Annotated in this window: 15 protein-coding genes and 5 pseudogenes; 8 read left to right on the plus strand and 12 right to left on the minus strand. The window is 37.4% G+C overall.

The genetic code is table 11. The features are described 5' to 3' along the window. Positions 1-176 precede the first annotated feature (176 nt). Positions 177-2,519 carry a hypothetical protein gene (locus tag M5121_RS01665; protein ID WP_249570106.1) on the minus strand — a complete coding sequence of 781 codons (2,343 nt, stop codon included), beginning with the start codon at positions 2,517-2,519 and terminating at the stop codon, positions 177-179. A 568-nt stretch (positions 2,520-3,087) separates the two neighbouring features. Here M5121_RS01665 and M5121_RS01670 point away from each other — a divergent pair. Beyond that, positions 3,088-3,300 (plus strand): helix-turn-helix transcriptional regulator, encoded by a 213-nt coding sequence (locus tag M5121_RS01670; RefSeq protein ID WP_249570107.1) that lies wholly within the window; start codon positions 3,088-3,090, stop codon positions 3,298-3,300. Here the strand turns inward: M5121_RS01670 and M5121_RS01675 are convergent, their stop codons facing one another. Then, positions 3,301-4,503 carry a tyrosine-type recombinase/integrase gene (locus tag M5121_RS01675; RefSeq protein WP_249570108.1) on the minus strand — a complete coding sequence of 401 codons (1,203 nt, stop codon included), beginning with the start codon at positions 4,501-4,503 and terminating at the stop codon, positions 3,301-3,303. A 216-nt stretch (positions 4,504-4,719) separates the two neighbouring features. Then, positions 4,720-4,791: pseudogene (locus M5121_RS15945) on the minus strand (hypothetical protein); the annotation flags it as partial. Between the two features lie 192 nt (positions 4,792-4,983). On the opposite strand from M5121_RS15945, the pseudogene M5121_RS01680 reads away from it, so the two are divergent. Both M5121_RS01680 and M5121_RS01685 read left to right on the plus strand, forming a co-directional pair. Further along, positions 4,984-5,328, plus strand: a pseudogene (locus tag M5121_RS01680) (transposase); the annotation flags it as partial. Between the two features lie 143 nt (positions 5,329-5,471). After that, positions 5,472-7,811, plus strand: coding sequence for a TonB-dependent receptor (locus tag M5121_RS01685; RefSeq protein WP_249570109.1), 2,340 nt, complete (start codon positions 5,472-5,474; stop codon positions 7,809-7,811). A 94-nt stretch (positions 7,812-7,905) separates the two neighbouring features. On the opposite strand, the gene arsH is transcribed toward M5121_RS01685, so the two are convergent. The 5 genes from arsH to arsC are packed head-to-tail and all read right to left on the minus strand — an operon-like array spanning position 7,906 to position 10,957. Then, on the minus strand, positions 7,906-8,610 hold the full coding sequence (arsH, locus tag M5121_RS01690) for an arsenical resistance protein ArsH (protein WP_249570110.1): 705 nt from the start codon (positions 8,608-8,610) through the stop codon (positions 7,906-7,908). A gap of 5 nt (positions 8,611-8,615) precedes the next feature. Then, positions 8,616-9,656: an ACR3 family arsenite efflux transporter gene (arsB, locus tag M5121_RS01695; RefSeq protein WP_249570111.1), complete on the minus strand. Its 1,041-nt coding sequence runs from the start codon at positions 9,654-9,656 to the stop codon at positions 8,616-8,618. Positions 9,657-9,663: 7 nt separating this feature from the next. Beyond that, on the minus strand, positions 9,664-10,137 hold the full coding sequence (locus M5121_RS01700; RefSeq protein WP_005162582.1) for an arsenate reductase ArsC: 474 nt from the start codon (positions 10,135-10,137) through the stop codon (positions 9,664-9,666). 6 nt (positions 10,138-10,143) lie between these two features. Continuing rightward, entirely contained in the window at positions 10,144-10,464 is a 321-nt protein-coding gene (locus tag M5121_RS01705) for a metalloregulator ArsR/SmtB family transcription factor (RefSeq protein ID WP_249570112.1), read from the minus strand. A gap of 58 nt (positions 10,465-10,522) precedes the next feature. Further along, positions 10,523-10,957 (minus strand): arsenate reductase (glutaredoxin), encoded by a 435-nt coding sequence (gene arsC / locus M5121_RS01710; RefSeq protein WP_249570113.1) that lies wholly within the window; start codon positions 10,955-10,957, stop codon positions 10,523-10,525. Between the two features lie 266 nt (positions 10,958-11,223). Between arsC and M5121_RS01715 the strand changes: the two are divergent. The 3 pseudogenes from M5121_RS01715 to M5121_RS01725 all read left to right on the plus strand — a co-directional run. Then, a pseudogene (locus M5121_RS01715) lies at positions 11,224-11,622 on the plus strand (alpha/beta fold hydrolase); the annotation flags it as partial. A gap of 71 nt (positions 11,623-11,693) precedes the next feature. After that, positions 11,694-12,784, plus strand: a pseudogene (locus M5121_RS01720) (IS4 family transposase). A gap of 18 nt (positions 12,785-12,802) precedes the next feature. Next, positions 12,803-13,561: pseudogene (locus tag M5121_RS01725) on the plus strand (alpha/beta fold hydrolase); the annotation flags it as partial. Between the two features lie 109 nt (positions 13,562-13,670). On the opposite strand, the gene M5121_RS01730 reads toward M5121_RS01725, so the two are convergent. The 4 genes from M5121_RS01730 to M5121_RS01745 form a co-directional block, all read right to left on the minus strand. Continuing rightward, positions 13,671-15,731, minus strand: coding sequence for a putative bifunctional diguanylate cyclase/phosphodiesterase (locus M5121_RS01730; RefSeq protein ID WP_249570114.1), 2,061 nt, complete (start codon positions 15,729-15,731; stop codon positions 13,671-13,673). A gap of 581 nt (positions 15,732-16,312) precedes the next feature. Further along, positions 16,313-17,329, minus strand: a complete 1,017-nt coding sequence (gene ilvC / locus M5121_RS01735; RefSeq protein ID WP_004659026.1) for a ketol-acid reductoisomerase — start codon at positions 17,327-17,329, stop codon at positions 16,313-16,315. A 104-nt stretch (positions 17,330-17,433) separates the two neighbouring features. Beyond that, complete coding sequence (gene ilvN, locus M5121_RS01740; protein WP_005162601.1) at positions 17,434-17,925, minus strand: acetolactate synthase small subunit; 492 nt, start codon at positions 17,923-17,925, stop codon at positions 17,434-17,436. Further along, the gene (locus tag M5121_RS01745; protein WP_249570115.1) at positions 17,922-19,649 is read right to left on the minus strand and encodes an acetolactate synthase 3 large subunit; all 1,728 of its coding nucleotides are present in this window, start codon (positions 19,647-19,649) and stop codon (positions 17,922-17,924) included. Before M5121_RS01745 ends, ilvN begins: the two co-directional genes overlap by 4 nt. Before the next feature lie 506 nt (positions 19,650-20,155). Here M5121_RS01745 and M5121_RS01750 point away from each other — a divergent pair. Then, positions 20,156-20,527, plus strand: coding sequence for a DUF4124 domain-containing protein (locus M5121_RS01750; RefSeq protein WP_249570116.1), 372 nt, complete (start codon positions 20,156-20,158; stop codon positions 20,525-20,527). Between the two features lie 76 nt (positions 20,528-20,603). Continuing rightward, positions 20,604-21,068: a DUF4124 domain-containing protein gene (locus M5121_RS01755; protein WP_249570117.1), complete on the plus strand. Its 465-nt coding sequence runs from the start codon at positions 20,604-20,606 to the stop codon at positions 21,066-21,068. Positions 21,069-21,196: the final 128 nt, after the last annotated feature.

Below are 21,196 nucleotides of genomic sequence, written 5' to 3' on the forward strand. Positions count from 1 at the left end.
TTATATATTCATAATATTAATAACCTGCTCACCTGAGCACACAGACCCACGATGAAGTGGCGGTAGCCCCATCACCGAATCCACCACTGTAACGACAAAACAGTAAATTGTCCTGTAAGCTAAAGTTACGTATCTTGAGGTTCATCTGTACCTGATGAATCTTTTTTACTTACTTTCTACTTTTTTCTAGGCTTATTTCCCTTAATTAACACCTTAGGTATGTTGTTATTAGGCTTTTCCTGAAATGTACAATCGACAATAAACTCAGGGACACTTTCTGTCAGTAACTTTTTCTGCCGTTCTTTATTTACAGATTCGATAAGTGCAGACCAATTTGGTGCAATTTGTATTGAGGCTGACCATGATCGCCATCTCTCTGAAAATACATGAGTAATCTCTAATTTCGTCCTACTGATCTTTTCAGGAACCAACATCAACATTGTGGGTTTACAATGCTTATCTAAACAGCTTTCCCATTCTGCCTTAAGCCATTTAAGTATTTGATCATCCCTCACATTAAAAGCGTTGTTATCCAAGAAAAAAATAATTTCGGCATAAGGTGTGGCATCCTGATTTTCTCGCCAAAAGCCCCAATATCCACTCATCCAATATAAAGGTCGAGCTCTTTTGGCTTGATGTAGAAATTTAGTAAATAATTCCGAGAACTCACTTTGTTGCGTTTTTTTATACTTGAAAACAAGTTGGAACTTTACATAAAAGGCTTTAACATCGTTCTTTAGTAACGGTTTGAGATATTGATTCGTTGTATCAATACGGTCTTGATAAAGCTTATATTGATTTAGGCGATGTGTCGCAATTGACTGTCCCGCTAATTGCGTAAGAGGCAGATTTAGAAAGTCTCTTAATTTTGCAATATGATTATCTATATCTACCAAATGTTTTAATTTGATGCTTTTAGCAGCAACTGATTGTTTAAAATTAAGAATCAGTTGAAAATTTATTTTTTCACTGAACAACTGATGATATAGAAGACTATCTTTAATATGTACGTAGTGTTCTGAAAGGGAAATAAATTGACGACCTATTCGTGTCAACGCTTTTTCTAGTACTGGAACTGTAAGCTTAGAAATATCAGATTGATCCTGTCTAAGGTCAAAAGCATAAAAAGATGAATCTAAAAGTGTCTCAATAAATATTTCAAGATAATTTAGACTTTTAGAACTAGCCTCATCCAAAGCTCGGTAATAGCGTTTCGATAAATTACTTCTATCTTTTGCATTTTTAGACAAATGTCGGGTAGACCAAGTACTCTTTTCATCAACCGCAAGTATTGGTATTTCATTTTTTTTAATATGTTTTTGCAGTTTTTCACGGGCAAGTTTTTCTGCTTTAGCATCGACCGTAATTTGCCTAAAATGATCTTGGACTGCGATCTCATACTGGACTTGAAATGAATTCCAGAGATAGTCATTAATTTTTAAATAGTAATTGAGCACCCACTGCTCGACAGCTTCTACTTGCTCAATATTATTGTGTTTGATATGACCTACAGCCTTTGAGGAGTAATGCTTTCTGATCACATTGTTCCAATTTCGGATTTCAATATTCTGTAAGCCAGGGAATTTAATAAGAAGTTTTTCTTCCAGCTCTTTGACTATTTTTCGTTCATTGAATTTTGGATTGTGCTTAAAGTAAAGAATACAATGTAAGTTTAAGCCTGAACGTAAATCACTTTCAACCTGACTATAACCATATACACTCCCCGACAGTGTCTTCAATAAAACTCGAGCCCAATGAATAAATGGTGTGCACTCATTCCAAAAGATTTGTTGCATACCAACAGTAGGTTTATGCAAGTAATTAACGAATCGAATATCAACAACCAGAACATACAAATTTGTGTGTTCTTCCAGAAGAGCATTTAACTGCATCGTTTCATAAGAAATTTTTCGCTTAGTGGAGTTGGTTTTTTCCAAAGTTTCATTCAGCCAATCTTGGCTTTGGTTACGAATAATTGAAATAAGCCTAATCACTCGTTCCAGTGGAAAATTTTCGATTCCCCATGATGGACTCTGATTAGATACATGTGAGTATACAAATGCCTGTTTATTGAACTCGATTTCCAATTTTTGTTTATGGACAGAATTTAGTAGTTCATTCGGTGGAATCCCCAAACGAATATTGTGCTCCAGCTCAATTCTTAACTCTAAATCTAACTCCCTGTAGATTTTTAACAGACTTTTAAAATTGATGTTTCGTTCAAGTATCAGGTTGTTTATTAAACCAGCCTGAAAACGAAAGCCATTCAAAGTTGTGCAAATCTGTGCAATTTTTTTCCAATCGACGGGTTCTACGAATAGCTCCCTTAACTGGTTTTCATCCCACAATCCCTCCCTAATTTCCTGAATAAATTGTTCAGTTTTTTGCAAAAAATCAACTTGCTCCTTAAATAATAAATACCCTTTTTTATGTCCAGAAGAGGCTGCGAATGATCCAGTAACTCTATGTGTGAATATTTTGAAGAATGCATCATTCATATTAATACTATTTTTATTCATTAAATTATGCCAAAACCCTTATGATTGCAATGATACAAACCAATATCCTATTTAAAAAATAATGCTATTAAGAACAGTCAATATAATACAAAAACACAGTAATAATACATAGGTTAATACAAAAAACAAAACCACAAAAAGGATAAAGATGAGCAAACATCAACCCAGTTAAAACTGGGCTGATAAGCTGTCAATTCGGTCAATTAGATATGTTTATTTGATCCATTGAAGACATCATTTTTATTGGAATTAGTGCTGATACCAGACGGTATGCAGGTCAACTTTTTTATTTTTTACGACAATTTGCTCAACAATTTCTGTATGCCTTTATCAATAATTCTTACACTTTTCGAAAAACTTAGCCGTACTAGCACTTCCCGATTAAGGCTTAAAAAATATTCCGAAAAACTATTTCAGGCTGTAAATAAATACTTCATCAAATCAAAATAACATCCATAAACATTTAATATTTATATAAAAAAATAAAAAACGTAGCCGTTTTGGGCTTTTTTGAAAAATCGATTACACTATATCCTATGCACTAACCTAACATAACTTGGAGCAGAAAATGTCATCGGGCTATCTAACAACTAAAGATATTCAACATCGTTTAAATGGATGTTCAACATCCACCCTATGGCGCTATCAGCAAGAAAATCAAACAATATTCGACAAATCAATGCCCAGACCTGTCAAAAGAGGTGCAGGCTCACAGAGCTTATGGGATGAAAAGATGTTCAATGAATGGGAAATGAACTTTTTCAGAAATTCAGACGCCTAACTATTTAATTAGGCTTTCAATTTTTAACCACCATTTTCTGTATGCTTTCGCTTGAGGTTTTAAGTAATCATATAAGTCATAAGTGCCTTGCTCACCTGGCATCACATGGCCAACCATCAACTCAGCAACATCACGTGAGGTAAATTCACTAAAATTTGTTCGAGCTGTTCGTCTTAAATCATGCATTGACCAATGCGGCATGTTTATATCATAATGCCTTCTTGCAAACTGCATAATATTATATGGTAATTTACCTGGTGCTTTGTCAGACATCATCTCTTCAGTCCCATCATTCACAAACATAAACTCGGAATCATTTAATGCCATCGCCTGTTCAATCAATGGAACAATTTCTTTAATAATTGGGCGTATTAAAGGCATTCCTGACCCCTTTCCAGTCTTATGTAATTCAGGGGGTAACTTCCATATCATTTTATCTAGATCAAAAAAGGATTTTTTTGAGACTCTTAACTCCCCGTTACGACAACCATAAAAAAGGCAAAGCTTCGTAAAAATTGCATTTTTCATAGTCATTCTAGATTCATCACAGATTTTCCACGTTAATGCAATTTCCTCGTCAGTTAAAAAACGTGTTCCCTTTCTTTTCTTAATTCCAAGATCGTTCTTACCAGAGATATGGCGTATAGGATTATTTTCAATTAATTCTCGCTTGATTCCCCATTCCAGACATTGTTTTGCATTAACAAGCATTCTTTCAGCAATAGATTCTGATTTTAAAACATGTGCTTCAAATAATTCTAACCACGAATGGAGCGTAATCACATTCGCTGGTAGTTCTCCTAATACAGGAAAAACATATAATTCAAAAGTTCTCAGAATGTCTTCAGCTTGGGCTTTTTCACGTAAACAATATTTTTCATGCCACTGCATATACAAAGATTTAAAGGTTAAAGCTCCAACTATTTTTTGCTTTTCAACTTTTTTCTGTACACGTGGGTCAAAGCCTTGTTCTAAAGCCAGCTTAACTTTTGATAGTTCAGTTCGAGCCTCTTTTAGGCTCATTAATGGATAAGACCCCAAATCCATACGAGCTTGTTTTCCGTTATAACGAAAACGGAATTGAAATGTAATCTTACCTTTCTGGGAAATACGTGCGCCCAGCCCCTCCTGATCAGCCTCTGTATGTACTGCACTTCTTTCTTTCCCTAAGTTTTTTCTAAGCCATGTATCTGTAAGAGCCATAATCCACCTGTGTACATATTTTTAGACCATTTCATACCTTGAAGAATTATGTACACAGATATGTACACATTTTTATTGATAATACATGAAAACTGATGAAATGGGTTGAAATAACTATTTCTTAACATAGTAAGTAAAATACAGTAGAAGTCTATATCTAAAGAGATTTTTTATATTTCTTGAATGAGGATGAAAGGGGTTGAATTAGACTCAAGTATTTGGGTGGGAAATGATCGCAAAGGTACGTCGTTGGGCAACCTGTGCCGCTAATTCGTCTTTAAAACTCATGAGAAAAATCTTCAATATGTACACAGTTACGTACACATGACTCGATATGTACCATAACTGAAAAGTGAGAATTCGAAATTGGCGCAATTGTAGCAGATTTAGTGAACTTGTTTATTGATTGTTGATAAGTACCAAGTTATCCACACAAAGCTTTATTTGTTAACAACCGAATTGAAATTGAGCTATAAACAGGCTTATGACACCAAGCAATGCCGTCAGGTCATTGCAGATCGGCAAGCACATGCGGTGATTCCACCTAGAAAAAATGCGAAACCATGGAAAGATACAAAGACTAGCTCGTTAGAGCGAAACGAATTACTTCGAACAGTTAAACATTTAGGCAGGACACTATGGAAAAAATGGTCAAACTATCATCGCCGAAGTTTGCTAGAAACCAAGATGCACTGCATCAAACTATTGGGTGATAGGCTTAGTGCAAGGCATTTTCATAACCAAGTCAATGAGATTCATGCACGTGTGGCAGTATTAAATAAATTTACGGAGTTGGGGCGACCTCACACCCAAGTAGTCACTTAAATTTGGATAACTTGGGACAAGTTTAGTCTTTGAATGTTTGTGCAACAAAGCCCCTATCCGACAAATAGTTCAGTTATAAATTGAAATTATGATTAAGAATCATTATTATTCTCAAAATTTTTCTCATATCTGTGTGAACGATTATGTCTTTTATCAAATCACGTAAGAAATTAGTATCTTCCGCAATCGCATCTTCACTCTCCGTGATTGCAGTACCAGCCATCGCTCAAGATCAGCCAGTACAACTCCCAACAATTCATACCCAAGCAGAACAAGAACAAGGTCTTAAAGTAGACCAATCCTCAAATAGCAAATTTGTCGTTCCTCTTTTAGATACGCCAAAATCTGTTTCTGTTATTTCAAAGCAGCTTATTGCAGATACTCAAGTTACAAGTCTTTCTGATGCTTTACGTACGATTCCTGGTATTACTTTAGGTGCTGGTGAAGGTGGTAATCCAAACGGCGACCGCCCTTTCATTCGTGGCTATAACTCAGAAAGCTCAATGTATGTAGATGGCATTCGTAACTCAACATCACAAAACCGTGAGATGTTTGCAGTTGAACAAGTTGAAGTTACAAAGGGTTCTGCCTCTGCTTTAGGTGGTGCAGGTACTTCTGGCGGTAGCATTAACATGATTTCTAAAGTTGCTAAAAAAGGCGATGCTTTAGAAGGCTCGATCTCAGGGGGTACAGATAATTATGCACGTATCACTTTAGACGGAAACAAAGATTTTAATAATGGTGTCGCAGCTCGTGTGGTGGTCATGGGTCATCAAAACGAAAAAGCGGGTCAACATGATGGTGCTGAATATAAACGTGCAGGTATTGCACCAAGTATTACCTTTGGTTTAGATACAGCAACTCGCGGCACCTTGAGTTATTACTACCTTAAAACCGATGATATTCCAGATTCTGGTATTCCATATAACAATCCATTTTCTTCAAATGCTGATCCTAAAAAAGATTTTACTCATTTGAATGGCAATGGCAAACCGATTGATGTTCAACAAGGCAGTTACTATGGTTGGAAAGATCGTGATTTCCAAAAACAAGAAAATCAGTTTGGTACATTCAAATTAGAGCATGATTTAACCGATAACCTAACGCTGAGTAATACAGCTGTTTACACAAAATCTAAGAATGATTATCTGTGGACTAATCCAGATGATTCTAAGGGTAATTTCTATAACAAGACTACGGGTGCTTTAGATGGCTCAGTTTGGAGACGTACGAACTCTCGTGTTGCAGATACGGACGGCTTTACAGATCAACTTGCTTTAACAGGTAAGTTTGATACAGGTGCATTTAAACACCGTTTTAATACAGGCGTTGAGTATAGCGATCAAAAAACTGATCGTACTCAATATATTTTAAACGGCTTAGATTCAACAGGAAGCGCAAATAATACGTGTAACGCTACTGCAATTGCTTCTGGTTGGTGCACGTCAGTGCAGAATCCAAGTAATGTTCCGTGGACAGGTCGTATAAGTACTGATGGTGCTGATCGTTACAATATTCGTAGCAAAAACCAATCTGTTTATTTCCTAGATAATATCGAGTTAAGCCCACAATGGCTTTTGGACTTAGGTGTTCGTTGGGATAAATTTGAAACTAAACAAACCATGACTTATGGTGCACGCAATAATGCCGTGACAGGTCTAAATAATACAAAAATCACAGCTAAAGCTGGTGATCAAGTTACGGTTGAGAACAATAAAGATTTCTTTAACTACCAAGCTGGCTTAACCTTTAAACCAGTGGAAAACGGTTCTATCTATGTCAGCTATGCAACTTCAGCAAACCCTGTGGGTGTCGATGGTGGTGATGGTTCAGAAGGGATTACTGCTGCGATTCAAAATCTAAAACCTGAAGAAGTTAAAACATATGAATTAGGAACTAAGTGGGATGTTCTTAATGATAAATTAAACCTTACAGCAGCAATTTTCCGTACTGAAAAAACCAATACTCGTGCTACAGCTGAAGATGGCACCACTAAAAATATCGGCGAAACACGCGTTGATGGTATTGAGCTTGGCGTAAACGGAAATATTACTGAAAAATGGGCTGTTTCTGCGGGTTACACCTATTTAGACAGCGAACTTGTCGATGGTGGTTACACCAATGTAGGTAGTACGACAGCCCCTGTTTACCAAGCAAATCCAAGTAATGGTAATCAAGTACAAAACGTTGCAAAAAATAGCGCTACGCTTTGGACGACATACCAAGTCTTACCGGATTTAACATTCGGTGCTGGTGCTGTCGCAATGGATAAAGTCTATGGTAATGCCACGAATACCAAGTGGGTTCCAGGTTATGTTCGCTATGATGCAATGGCACGTTATAACGTGAATAAAAATGTTGATTTACAGCTTAATGTAAACAACTTATCTGATAAGCGTTATTTCACTAAAGCATATTCATCACACTATGCAACTGAAGCGGAAGGTCGCAGTGCGGTATTGTCTGTGAACTTCAAATACTAAAACCTGAAAGTCCATTGTTAAACGATGGATTTTAATAAAAAACAGCCTCGTCACGAGGCTGTTTTTTATTGTCTTAAGGAAAAAGCGATAAACACTATAGATTACGTTGATTGACGCGCTTTGACAGTTCTTCAGCGGACTCTTTCCGTTCAGAATAACGGTCTGTTAAATACTTGCTCTGCCCTCGCGTCAACAGTGTGAATTTATATAATTCTTCCATCACATCTACGATACGATCATAGTAAGACGATGCTTTCATACGACCATCTTCTTCGAACTCTAAAAATGCTTTTGGAATTGAAGACTGATTTGGGATGGTAATCATGCGCATCCAACGTCCTAAAATACGCATTTGATTGACACTATTAAAAGACTGAGAGCCACCACTGACTTGCATCAATGCCAACGTTTTACCCTGAGTTGCGCGAATTGCACCACCTGCCAGTGGAATCCAATCAATTTGCGATTTAAAGATGGAACTCATCGAACCATGACGTTCAGGCGAACACCACACCATGCCCTCTGACCACGCCAACAATTCATGTAGCTCTTTGACTTTTGGGTGTTCCATATCCGCATCTTCAGGTAAGGGCAAACCTTTAGGATGAAAGATTTTTACTTCAGCACCAAACTGCTCCAAGATACGCCCTGCTTCCATCACGGCTAAACGACTATAGGAACGTTCACGATTCGAACCGTACAACAATAAAATACGTGGTGCATGATCCAAGGCTTGCGCCTGCACTTTTTCTAAAGTGGGTTGATCAAGTAAATTCATATCTATATTTGGAAGAGTCATCACAATTACACCGATTTAAAATACTTTTTTCTGAGCCATAAAGACACACTGACCAAAGCAATCAGCACAGGCACTTCCACCAATGGACCAATCACTGTGGTAAATGCCACAGGCGAAGCTAAACCAAAGGTTGCAATAGCGACCGCTAATGCCAATTCAAAGTTATTCCCAGCAGCAGTAAAGGAAATTGCGGTGGTTTTCGGATAGTTATTGCCCATCCACTTGCTCATAAAAAAGCTCATGAAGAACATCACAACAAAGTAAATCGTCAGTGGAATCGCTATACGAATCACATCGAAAGGCAAGCTCACGACATCAGCACCTTTAAGGCTAAACATCGCCACAATGGTGAACAGCAACGCCAACAAACTTAAAGGACTGATCTTCGGCAAAAAGACATTTTGATACCACGCGAGACCTTTGGCTTTCACTAAAATCAATCGTGTCATGAAACCAAGAAAAAATGGAAGACCCAAGTAAACTAACACCGCATGGGTAATCGTCCAAAAATCTACATGAATGACTTGTCCTGCAATACCAAAATAAGGTGGCAAGAAAGTCAGGAATAACCAAGCATAAGTACTGAAGAATAGAATTTGAAAGATACTGTTAAATGCCACCAATGCTGCAACATATTGATTATCACCACAAGCTAAACCATTCCAGACCAAAACCATCGCAATACAACGTGCTAAGCCAATCAAAATTAAGCCCGTCATATATTCTGGATAGCTGTGTAGAAAAATAATCGCTAATCCGAACATCAGAACAGGCGCAATAATCCAGTTCTGAACCAAAGATAAAGTTAAGGTTTTTTTATCTTTAAATACCTGTGGCAAAGCGGCATAGTCGACTTTTGCCAAAGGTGGGTACATCATCAAAATCAGACCAATCGCAATTGGGATATTGACGGAATCCACACTCATTTTGTCTAAAGCGACAGAAGCCTGAGGTAAGAAAACACCGATCGCAATTCCCAACCCCATGGCAATAAAAATCCATAGGGTTAAGTTACGATCTAGAAATGACAATCTTTGCTGAGCCATGATGTTCTCATTCAATATCTGAGATGTGATTGATTGCAGCAATCAATTCAGGACGAGACATATTTGCGCTATCTAATGCAAATAGAGCATCTAAACGGCGGTTGATATGATCTACAGTCACTTGGAATGCTTGTAATTTTTCTGATTTAGGCAAATCTAAATGTGAAGGATCAGCCAAGCCCCAATGTGCTTTAATTGCACCGCCTAAATACAGTGGGCAAGCTTCCTGAGCTGCAGAATCACAGACCGTAATCACCACATCCGCTTGATATTGTTCGCAGTCATCAATGGTTTTACTCCATAAACCATCAGTTGAAAGGCCTAAGTTTTCAAGCGTTTCAATCGTCAGTGGATGAACCTGTCCAGAAGGCTTACTGCCTGCGCTATATGCTTTCCAATTTTCAGGTGCACGACTGTTAAAAAGTACTTCGGACAAAATGCTGCGACAACTATTTCCAGTACATAGGAAAATAAATTTCATGCGGTATTACTCACAATAACTTTTAATTTGGAGAGACTGAGATTGGTTACTTGCGGAAGTTTGTTCACGTACCAAGAGATTGAGTAATTCATGACACCAAGCAGGCAACTCTGGATGAATGCTGTAATACACCCACTGACTTTGTCTTCGATCTTGTAGTAAGCCAGATGACCTTAATAAGGCTAAATGTCTCGAAATTTTTGGTTGGCTCAAGTTTAATTTTTCAGTCAAATCACAAACACATAATTCTTTATGTTCAGCAACTAAAGTGACGATATTGAGCCGTGTTTCGTCTGCTAAGCATTTAAAAAAATTCACTTGATCCATCTTCACATCCTATTTGCTTATATGAATATGTAAATTTCCATATATAAAAGCCAAATTTTTAATTTACGCGTTGTCCATTTTCATCAATCACCTGCTCACCATCTTCTTTAGTAAAAGCGCCCTTTTGTGGTAGTGTCAAAATATCTAACACAAGTTCAGATGGACGACACAAACGTGTCCCTCGTTCAGTCACCACAAATGGTCGATTGATCAAAATAGGGTACTCCAGCATAAAACTGATCAATTGCTCATCAGTCCAATCTTCACGATCTAATGCTAGATCACGATAAGGATCGACATTCTTACGAATCGCTGCTCTAACCGTCAACTTTGCATCTTGAATAAGCTGAATTAACTCGCTACGAGTCGGAGGTGTATTCAAATATTCAATAATAGTCGGCTCAAGTCCTGTATTACGAATCAAAGCTAATGTGTTACGTGACGTTCCACATGCTGGATTGTGATATATCGTCACATCTAATAAAGTTGTCATCGAATTAAAACCTGATTAATTTTTAAATTCTTTATATATGAATTTCCATATATATGCAATTCCATATATAAATAAACTGAAAGAAATGAGATGAGCCGATAAACTCATTTTCCTCAGCTCTTCAACAGGGTTTAACCCCCGATATCAGGTGTTATTGTCTTAAGTTGATCATTTTGGAATACAAGTTAAGCACATGAGTCACTGAGCTTAGGGACTTTTTCTTCTAATATGCGGCTACACAGTTGTAACCATAGAGTTCTTGCACGATGACTCAATTGCCTAAATTTAAAAATACCTTTGTTAACGCTAAAACAGCCCAATCAATCTTAAAAACGCGTGCGGGTAAGCAAGCTGCACAAGTATTTTCAAATGCGGCAGATCGTTTCTTGAGGGGACATCAACTGGCATTGTCAGGAAAGACACCTTTTGAAGTCGTTTATGAACGTGAAATTATTAGCTTACGGTTTTACAAGTCAGACGTAGAATCGGGTGAAAATAAACACCGTGTGCCACTGGTTATTATTCCCCCATTAGCAGCGAACACCTTAGTGTTCGATTTGTTTCCTGATCGTAGTCTCATTCGTTACTTTCAAAGCCAAGGTTTTGATGTATATATGATTGACTGGGGCACACCAAGCCTTAAACAAGCTAAATATAATTTCGGTCTTTGTACACGACAAAAGAAGATAACTCATTGAAATAATGGCATAATACTTGTTTTCTGACGACGAATATGATGACACATTTCAATGAGTTACATCTCATCTTAAACAAATATCTAAAGTGGAACAAGTCACATGTAAAATGTTTTACACTGATTATGATTGCATTAATTGTAAAACAGACATGTAATCTTTCTTCTGCATCTAAAGCCTTACCCATCAAGTGCTTACCACAATCATTTTATCGACGTATACAACGCTTCTTTGCAGATCAGTATTTCGATTATCGTCAAATTTCTCAGTTAATTTTCAATATATTTTCATTCGATAAAGTCCAATTAACTTTGGATAGAACCAACTGGAAATGGGGAAAACGAGATATCAATATCTTGATGTTAGCCATCGTCTATCGTGGAATAGCGATACCTATTGTTTGGACATTGCTCAATAAACGTGGAAATTCAGATACAAAAGAGCGTATTGCTTTGATTCAACGCTTTATCTCCATTTTTGGTAAAAACCGTATTGTGAATGTGTTCGCAGACAGAGAATTTATCGGTGAGAAATGGTTTACATGGTGAATTGAAAATGACATTAACTTCTGTATACGTGTTAAAAAAACTTCATTGTGACCAATCACTTAGCCAAGAATCATAAAATTAGTGATTTATTTCGTCATCTTCAAGTTGGTCAAACTGAATGTCGTAAACGACGTATTTGGGTTGGTCGAGTGAAACTGTATATTAGTGGGCTACGATTAGAAGATGGAGAACTTTTACTTGTTGTTTCTCCTATATTTAATGCTTCTGCTATTCGTGATTATGCATTACGCTGGGAAATCGAAACCTTATTTAGTTGTCTCAAAGGACGTGGATTCAATCTTGAAAATACTCGTTTAACAGACCCTAGACGAGTCAAGAAATTGATAGCAGTGCTAGCTATCGGTTTCTGTTGGTGCTATTTAACAGGTGAATGGCAACATGATCGAAAAAAAGCGATAAAAATAAAGAAGCATGGACGACTTTCAGTAAGTTTATTTCGCTACGGTTTGGACTATGTTCAAATGGCTATTCTACGTTTGATTGGTTTTGGAAAAAAAGAAGAATTTAAGAAAGTGCTCGCAATTTTAAGGAAGAAAAAGCCTGATAGGACAAGGGCCCTATGAAATTTGTCGTGTACAGAGAATTTCGGTACATATATCAAAATCTTTATGCCCGACTTTATCAGCAAAATTCGTGAACATAGCGGACAACAACAACTATCACTGTATGGTTGGAGTCTCGGTGGAGCGATCTCCCTTTGCTATACCTCATTATTTAAAGATAAAAATATTAAGAATCTAATGATTTTGGCATCACCAATTAACACTCATCAATCAGGTTATATTGGCAAGCTTTATCAAAAGTTAAACACGCCAGCACAATGGGTACGGACCAATACTAATTTCCGAATCCGTCAAATTCCGAGCCGCTATTTCCATATTCATGGTTGGCAAAATACGCTCGGATTTAAGCTCACAGACCCAGTGGGTAATTTTAAGAATTATTGGCAATTACTGAAAAATTTGAACGATCGGCAGTTTGTCATTAATCACGCAACATCAAGTTCGTTTGTTGACAATATGCTCGCCTATCCTGGGGGGGTAATGCGCGATATCATTTTGCGCTTTTGGATAGATAACGAACTTTCGACTGGTGTGGTTCAATTTGGCGATCAAACCGCTTATTTTAAAGATATCGATTGTTCTGTTTTAGCGATTGGCGGTGATACTGATATTATCGTCACAGCTGAAGCGGTCAAACCATTAATGGATTTAACCAGCAGTCAAGATAAGCAATTCGAGATTGTTTCAGGAGGACATATGGGGTTGGTTTCAGGAAGCCAAGCACCACAAGCAGTTTGGCCTGTCGTTAGCGCATGGTTGCAACAGCGCTCAAATTAAGTGCTTATAATTGCTAAAATAGTCAAGGCTGTGAATCTCTTTTACTTGAAAAGATATGAGCAGCCTTTTTCGTGAATAGATGATATAGAAATCGTTAGGTCCAAATAAACTAAGCAAAGTTGTGATGATTCAATACTAAATTTTCAACATTTACAGGCATACCCAATAAATAACCTTGTAATTGATTACATCCTAAATTAGTTAAAATATCAGCTTGTTGCTGTGTTTCTACACCTTCAGCTGTGACGATTAAGCCTAACCTAGCGGCAAGGTGAATGATACTTTCTAGAATTGCCTCTTCTTTCGAGTTTGGTTGTAAATCTATGAGAAAACCGCGATCAATTTTAAGTTCATCAACAGGCAGATCTTTTAAATATAAAAAGCTTGAATAGCCAGTTCCAAAATCATCAATCGCAATCCGAATACCCAACTTACGCAAGCGTTCTAAAGTGCGAATACTTGAATCAATATGATGCATTGCTGTTGATTCAGTGATTTCTAAAATAAGATTGTGGGGCTGAATTTGATATTGTTCTAAGAGCTGTTCTAATACGTTAAAAAGTTTTTTATTTTCAAATTGTAATGCAGATAAGTTGACGGCAATTGGATAAAAAGGAGTATTACTTCGTTCCCATTTTTGAATCTGCTGACAAGCTTGCTCCAATGCCCAATATCCCATCGGAATAATCAAACCTGTTTTTTCTGCTCCCTCAATAAACATTTGAGGAGTCAACAAACCTAAGCTTGGATGCTTCCAACGAATGAGCGCTTCAATACCACAAACTTGATAATTCGCAGTAAATTTAGGCTGATAAAATAAAACAAATTGCTGCTCATCTACAGCTTTATACAAATCATTAATTAATTTGGATTGGCTACGAACATCTTGCTGATCCGTTGTAGAGTGGAAAACAGTAAACGTATTTCTACCCTGCTCTTTAGATGCCAACATTGCTACATCTGCATTAATTAATAAATCCTGAACATTCGTACCGTGCTCAGGATACATCGCAATTCCCAAACTTGCAGAAATATTAATTTCTTTTGTTGCGATTAGATATGCCTCTTGAATAAAATGCAGAACTTCTTCTGCCAGCAACATCGCTTGATTAACATCAGTATTTTCAGAGATCAATACAAACTCGTCACCACCAATACGAAATAGCTTATGGCTTGAACTTAATTTTTCATGTAACCGATTGGCCATTTGAATTAAAAGTTGATCACCAATATGGTGTCCAAAAGCATCATTTACCGATTTAAAGCGATCTAAATCTACATATAAAAATGCTGCTTTTTCTTCTCGTAAGCGATGATGGCTGAAGATTACTTCCGCATAATCTGTCAAATATAATCGATTCGGCAACTTTGTTAATGAATCATGTAGTGACTGAGTTGCTAATTCTTTATTTATTCTAACTAATTGTTGATTACGTTCCTCTAGTCGGGTTTCTAAAACTGCGACGGCGAAACCAGCAACAAAGACTAAACTCGTAATAAAAATAATCGTAAATAACAGCACACTTTGGTCAGTTTGAGCAGCACTTAAGATCATCGCTACCCGTTCATCAAATAATGTCGCAGCCATTCCAGTATAATGCATACCTACAATACTAAAAGCCATCAATATTGCAACGACAGCCTTTAGTGCAGTTTTATATTTAACCGCGGTTTTATATTTAAAAACGAATAAACAGCTCAAACCAGAACCACATACAGCAATGAGTACTGAACAAATCACGAGTAATGGATCATATCTCAATTGATGGTGTTCAACTGAAAGCGCCAACATCCCCGTGTAATGCATTCCAGATATCCCTAGCCCTAAGAATAATGCACCTAAGATCAGACGTAGCATAGGTAAAGTAGGTCTAGTGGTTAGCCAAACAGCAAATACCGAAGCAGTTGCGCCTATCAAATATGAAAGCACAGTCAAACTAATATCAAAATGATAGCCTTCAGGCAAATGGCTCGCGAGCATTCCAATAAAATGCATTGCCGATATTGCCAAGCCTAAAGTCAACCCACTCGTTACTAAAATGCTTTTCTCCAACTTTTTATATGGAGCTTTAAAAACGAGCTCTTCCATTGAAACTGCAGCATAACAAGTCGCTACTGCAAACAAAATGGAAGCGATGACCCATGTGCTATCGTAATCAACGTTAACCATAAAGGACTTCCATGATTATTCAGTACTTTTTTTTATTTATTGAGCGAATTGCTCAAAATCAGAACGATCATTAACACTCAAAAAAGATACAAATTGTGTATTCATAAACTTTCCTTAACAATAACATCATCTAGTATAAGGTCAAGTCTTTTTCATTTTATAAATCAATAGAATAAAAACACATATTCATTTCAAACCAATGAAAATTCTTGTTTTTTTACTGCAATTTTAAAAGCAATCAACAATTATAAAAGATGCACTACCTTTAATAAATGCTCTAAACATGTATATAGTATGCCTTTTTATCATGCTGTTTGCTATAACTCTGTTATTAAAAAAGACTAAGAATATGAAGTTTTTTATATTGAAAGCAAATAAGTGACTACACTCCTTATCAGGTAATTTATTTTTTATACTCTCAATAACATCTTAAAAATTCTGCTTACATCCATACGAGCCGCGAGAATTAACTTAACAACCTAAACGGCAAGATTAGACTATCATCACGAGATACAGCACTTTAAGTGATGCAATAAAAAAGCCCTTGTATAAACAAGGGCTTTTAAAGATTAAACTAAAACTTAGTTCTTCTCTTTGTCTACGATTTTGTTCGCTTGAATCCAAGGCATCATCGCACGTAACTTGTTACCTGTTACTTCGATACCATGCGCAGCATTTTGACGACGACGAGCAGTCATAGATGGGTAGTTTAATGCACCTTCTTGAATGAACATTTTCGCATATTCACCAGATTGGATACGTTTCAATGCATTACGCATTGCTTCACGAGACTGTTCATTGATTACTTCAGTACCAGTCACATACTCACCGTACTCAGCATTGTTAGAAACTGAGTAGTTCATGTCAGCGATACCGCCTTCGAACATTAAGTCAACGATTAACTTAAGTTCATGTAAGCATTCGAAGTAAGCCATTTCTGGTGCATAACCCGCTTCAACCAAAGTTTCGAAGCCCATTTTAACCAATTCAACAGCACCACCACAAAGAACTGCTTGCTCACCAAATAAGTCAGTTTCAGTTTCTTCACGGAAAGAAGTTTCGATGATACCTGTACGACCACCACCTACACCTGAAGCGTAAGAAAGCGCTACGTTACGTGCATTACCAGAAGCATCTTGGTGAATTGCGATTAAGTCAGGAACACCTGAACCACGTTGATATTCAGAACGTACAGTATGACCTGGTGCTTTTGGAGCAACCATGATTACGTCTAAATCTTTACGTGGAACAACTTGGTTATAAAGAATAGAGAAACCATGAGCAAATGCTAAAGTTGCGCCTTCTTTGATATTTGGCTCAATTACATCACGATAAAGTTGAGATTGGAACTCATCTGGAGTCAAAATCATCACTAAGTCAGCTTGAGCAACAGCCGCTGGAACTTCAGATACTTTAAGACCTGAATTTTCAGCTTTTTTCCAAGATGCTGAACCAGCACGTAAACCAACAGTGACGTCAACGCCAGAATCTTTCAAGTTAAGTGCATGAGCATGACCTTGTGAACCATAACCAATGATTGCAACTTTTTTGCCTTGGATGATTGATAAGTCACAGTCTTTATCGTAAAAAATTTGCATCTGTTTTCTCCGCTAAAATTTTTGTCATTTCCCTTGTCATACAAGGATAGATTCTTTGAAACTTCCCAATTCTTGCATTTCTATATGAAGAATTGGGGAAGCGATTAAATACTTAAAACTTTTTCACCACGTGCGATACCAGACACACCAGAACGTACAACTTCTAGAATGGTATTTTCAGCAAGTGCATCAATAAAACCATCAATCTTTTCAGTTGTACCTGCGATCTGAATCGTATAAGTGGTTGGTGTTACATCAACGATTTGGGCACGGAAAATATCAGCTGTACGCTTAATTTCCGCACGAGCAGCACCTAAAGCTTTCACTTTAATCAACATAAGCTCGCGCTCAATATGTGCACCTTCTGACAAATCAACCACCTTAACCACTTCAACTAATTTATTCAGTTGCTTTGTGATCTGCTCGATTTTGTGATCATCACCATAAGTTGTCAGCGTCAAACGAGATAAAGTTTCATCTTCAGTTGGCGCAACGTTTAAAGTCTCAATGTTGTAACCACGTTGAGAGAATAAACCGACCAAACGAGAAAGCGCGCCTGCTTCATTTTCTACAAGTACAGAGATAATGTGTCTCATGCCGTGCGCTCCCCTTTACCTAACCACATATCTTTCATCGACTGACCTGCAATCAACATTGGATAAACATGCTCTGTACGATCAACCATGACATTAATGAATACACATTTATCATTAATTGCCATTGCTTCAGCCAGTTTAGATTCCAATTCATCTGCATGATTGATTTGAATACCTACGTGACCATAAGCTTCCATCAATTTTGCAAAATCAGGTAAAGAATCTACATAAGAGCTTGAATGACGCCCTTCGTAGTTCATATCTTGCCACTGCTTCACCATGCCTAAAGCTTGGTTATTCAAGCAAAGAATTTTCACATTTAAGCCATATTGCTTACATGTTGATAATTCTTGGATACACATCTGAATTGATGCTTCACCTGTAATACACACGACTTGTTGATCTGGGAATGCAAGTTTCGCTGCCATTGCATACGGTAAACCAACACCCATCGTACCTAGACCACCAGAGTTAATCCATTGGCGTGGACGTTTGTATTTGTAGTAGTTTGCACCAAACATTTGGTGCTGACCTACGTCAGACGTAATGATCGCTTCACCATTGGTCACACGATCAAGCGCTTCCACCACTTGTTGTGGTTTCATTTCACCATTTTGAGCCGCTTCATAGCGTAAGCCATGAACTTTACGCCACTCATTAATCTGAGACCACCATTCAGCAATTGCTTCCGGATTTGGCTTAGACACATTCATCTGTTTAAGCTGAGCTAACATTTCTTGAAGAACTGGCTCAACCGCACCAACGATCGGAATGTGCGCCATGATCGTTTTAGAAATGGTCGCTGGGTCAATGTCAATATGAATGACTTTGGCATTTTGACAGAACTTGGCTGGATTGTTGGTCACACGGTCATCAAAACGTGCGCCAATCGCCAAAATCACGTCTGCATTGTGCATCGTCATATTGGCTTCATAAGTACCATGCATCCCTAACATACCCACAAATTGTGGATCATTACCTGGGAAAGCACCTAAGCCCATCAAGGTATTGGTCACTGGATAACCCAATAGATGTGCAAGTTCAGTCAATAGTGCAGAAGCATTACCTTGAACAACACCACCACCTGTATAGATAATTGGGCGTTTAGCAGTGATCAGCTCATCAATTGCTTTGCGAATTTGACCTGAATGTCCACGTGAAGGCGGTTGATATGAACGCATCTTCACTTTTTCAGGATATTCGTAGGCAAATTTTTCTGCTGGATTGGTGGCATCCTTAGGAATATCAACAACCACTGGGCCTGGACGACCAGAAGAGGCAATATAAAATGCTTTCTTAATAATGGCAGGAATTTCGCTGGCGTGACGCACTTGGAAACTGTGCTTTACGATTGGACGAGAAATACCAACCATATCTGTTTCTTGGAATGCATCTTCACCAATTAGGTGACTTGCAACTTGTCCTGACAAAATCACCATTGGGATTGAGTCCATATAGGCAGTTGCAATAGGAGTAACAGTATTTGTTGCGCCTGGACCAGAAGTCACAAGAACAACACCTGTTTTACCAGTTACGCGCGAGTATGCATCTGCCATATGACCAGCAGCTTGCTCATGACGTACAAGGTAATGATTAATTTTGTCTTGTTGAAAAAGCGCATCATAAATATGTAAAACTGCGCCGCCTGGATAACCAAAAACATGCTCTACGCCTTCGTCCGCAAGCGCACGAACGAGCATTTCACCACCAGATAAAAGTTCCAACGTGATTCACCCTAGTGTTAGTACAATTTATGGGAGACATAAATTGTATTTTCATTCATTAACTTATGCACTTTTCTAAGTGTGCGTATTCTACTCGTTTTTGCTGCAATAGGAAAAATTTTCTGACTCATCAGCCGTATAAGCTGTTATTACATCTCGAATCAAAACATGTTGGGATAAACATATTTCAAAAAATCATTCTCTCGGCTAGAAAGAATGTCCATTGCAAACAATGACATTTATTCGAAGGGTGATCAAATAAGCGCATATAAAACTAAGCAAGCATTTTTGTTGCTTTCATACACAAAGTCAAGAATAAAGAAAAGGTTTTTTTAGAATAATTTTTAGCTGTTGTTTTTTTAATCTCTCAGCTCAAGGTAATTTATCGATTCAAATGCCCATTTATCAAAAAACTATTTTCTTTTTATACAAAAATAGGCATTGTGATTGGCTAATTCAAACATTTTGATCGAATATAGACGGAATTCTTTTGGGGAGATCAAATTATGAAACCATCATATTTTAAAACAAGCCTATACGCTGTCGCAACTACGACTCTGCTTCTTTGTTCTAGCCAAAATTATGCTCAGCAGTACTACAAATGGATGGATGCTAATGGTTCAACCCATTACACCACGACTCCTCCACCAAAAGGAGCAAAACGATTAGATAGAATTTCCACTTATGGGACTAGCACTCAAAATCCAAACCCGCCGAAAGCACAGCAACCTCAAAATGAAAGTCAACCGTCTTCTGAAACACAATCACCTCAAAGCTTTGGTCAACCTTCAACGAATGTAGCTTCTCAAACTCCAGCTACTACTGCACCTGTTCAAACTCAAACTACAGCACCAGTTAGAGTAAAACCAAATCTTTAGATTCTTTTAATATAATTGAATAAAATGGTGACTCTAATATCACCACTTTATTCAATTTTTTAAAATACGAATATTTATGACAAAAACTCTTTTCCAACAACATTCTGTAATCACATTAATATTATCTATTTATCCAGCTACAACCTATCTTCAAGATTTTTATAAATGGGTCGATGCGAATGGCTCAACTCATTACTCAGTCACACCGCCGCCCTCCAATGCGAAAAAACTAGGCTCAGTATCCACCTATCAAAACAAAACAGAACAGTCCTCAAAAACGTTAAATTCACCGCAACCTATAAAAAACCCATACCAGTATTCATTTCCAGTAACTCCAAAAGATAAATTCACAACAAAAGAACGGGCTAAAATTGAAGCAAAAGTACGAAAAGGAATGCAAGATTACTCTAAGGAGAAACGCACCAATCCTTATATAGACATGTTCGGCTCACTGACGGAACAAGATCTTAGATCCTCTTTAGAATCAGAATATCTCCAGAAAAAAGAGAAGTTAGCAAATTCAAGAGTATCAAATCGATAAAAGTATCTAATTTATAACTACACTGATACTCAAAACCAGAAGATAAAATCTTGCTCTAAAAACTGACATTGACCCCTATTTTGCGCTATGCTGTGCGGCAATCTTAACTTTAATTTTTGTTGTATCGC

This window comes from Acinetobacter sp. ANC5681 (assembly GCF_023488045.1).
Classification (GTDB): domain Bacteria; phylum Pseudomonadota; class Gammaproteobacteria; order Pseudomonadales; family Moraxellaceae; genus Acinetobacter.

Bases quoted from the DNA above. Each gene is read 5' to 3' on its own strand.
- M5121_RS01665 (WP_249570106.1), bottom strand. From the start codon at position 2,519: ATGAATAAAAATAGTATTAATATGAATGATGCATTCTTCAAAATATTC.
- M5121_RS01670 (WP_249570107.1), top strand. From the start codon at position 3,088: ATGTCATCGGGCTATCTAACAACTAAAGATATTCAACATCGTTTAAAT.
- M5121_RS01675 (WP_249570108.1), bottom strand. From the start codon at position 4,503: ATGGCTCTTACAGATACATGGCTTAGAAAAAACTTAGGGAAAGAAAGA.
- M5121_RS01685 (WP_249570109.1), top strand. From the start codon at position 5,472: ATGTCTTTTATCAAATCACGTAAGAAATTAGTATCTTCCGCAATCGCA.
- arsH (WP_249570110.1), bottom strand. From the start codon at position 8,610: ATGACTCTTCCAAATATAGATATGAATTTACTTGATCAACCCACTTTA.
- arsB (WP_249570111.1), bottom strand. From the start codon at position 9,656: ATGGCTCAGCAAAGATTGTCATTTCTAGATCGTAACTTAACCCTATGG.
- M5121_RS01700 (WP_005162582.1), bottom strand. From the start codon at position 10,137: ATGAAATTTATTTTCCTATGTACTGGAAATAGTTGTCGCAGCATTTTG.
- M5121_RS01705 (WP_249570112.1), bottom strand. From the start codon at position 10,464: ATGGATCAAGTGAATTTTTTTAAATGCTTAGCAGACGAAACACGGCTC.
- arsC (WP_249570113.1), bottom strand. From the start codon at position 10,957: ATGACAACTTTATTAGATGTGACGATATATCACAATCCAGCATGTGGA.
- M5121_RS01730 (WP_249570114.1), bottom strand. From the start codon at position 15,731: ATGGTTAACGTTGATTACGATAGCACATGGGTCATCGCTTCCATTTTG.
- ilvC (WP_004659026.1), bottom strand. From the start codon at position 17,329: ATGCAAATTTTTTACGATAAAGACTGTGACTTATCAATCATCCAAGGC.
- ilvN (WP_005162601.1), bottom strand. From the start codon at position 17,925: ATGAGACACATTATCTCTGTACTTGTAGAAAATGAAGCAGGCGCGCTT.
- M5121_RS01750 (WP_249570116.1), top strand. From the start codon at position 20,156: ATGAAACCATCATATTTTAAAACAAGCCTATACGCTGTCGCAACTACG.
- M5121_RS01755 (WP_249570117.1), top strand. From the start codon at position 20,604: ATGACAAAAACTCTTTTCCAACAACATTCTGTAATCACATTAATATTA.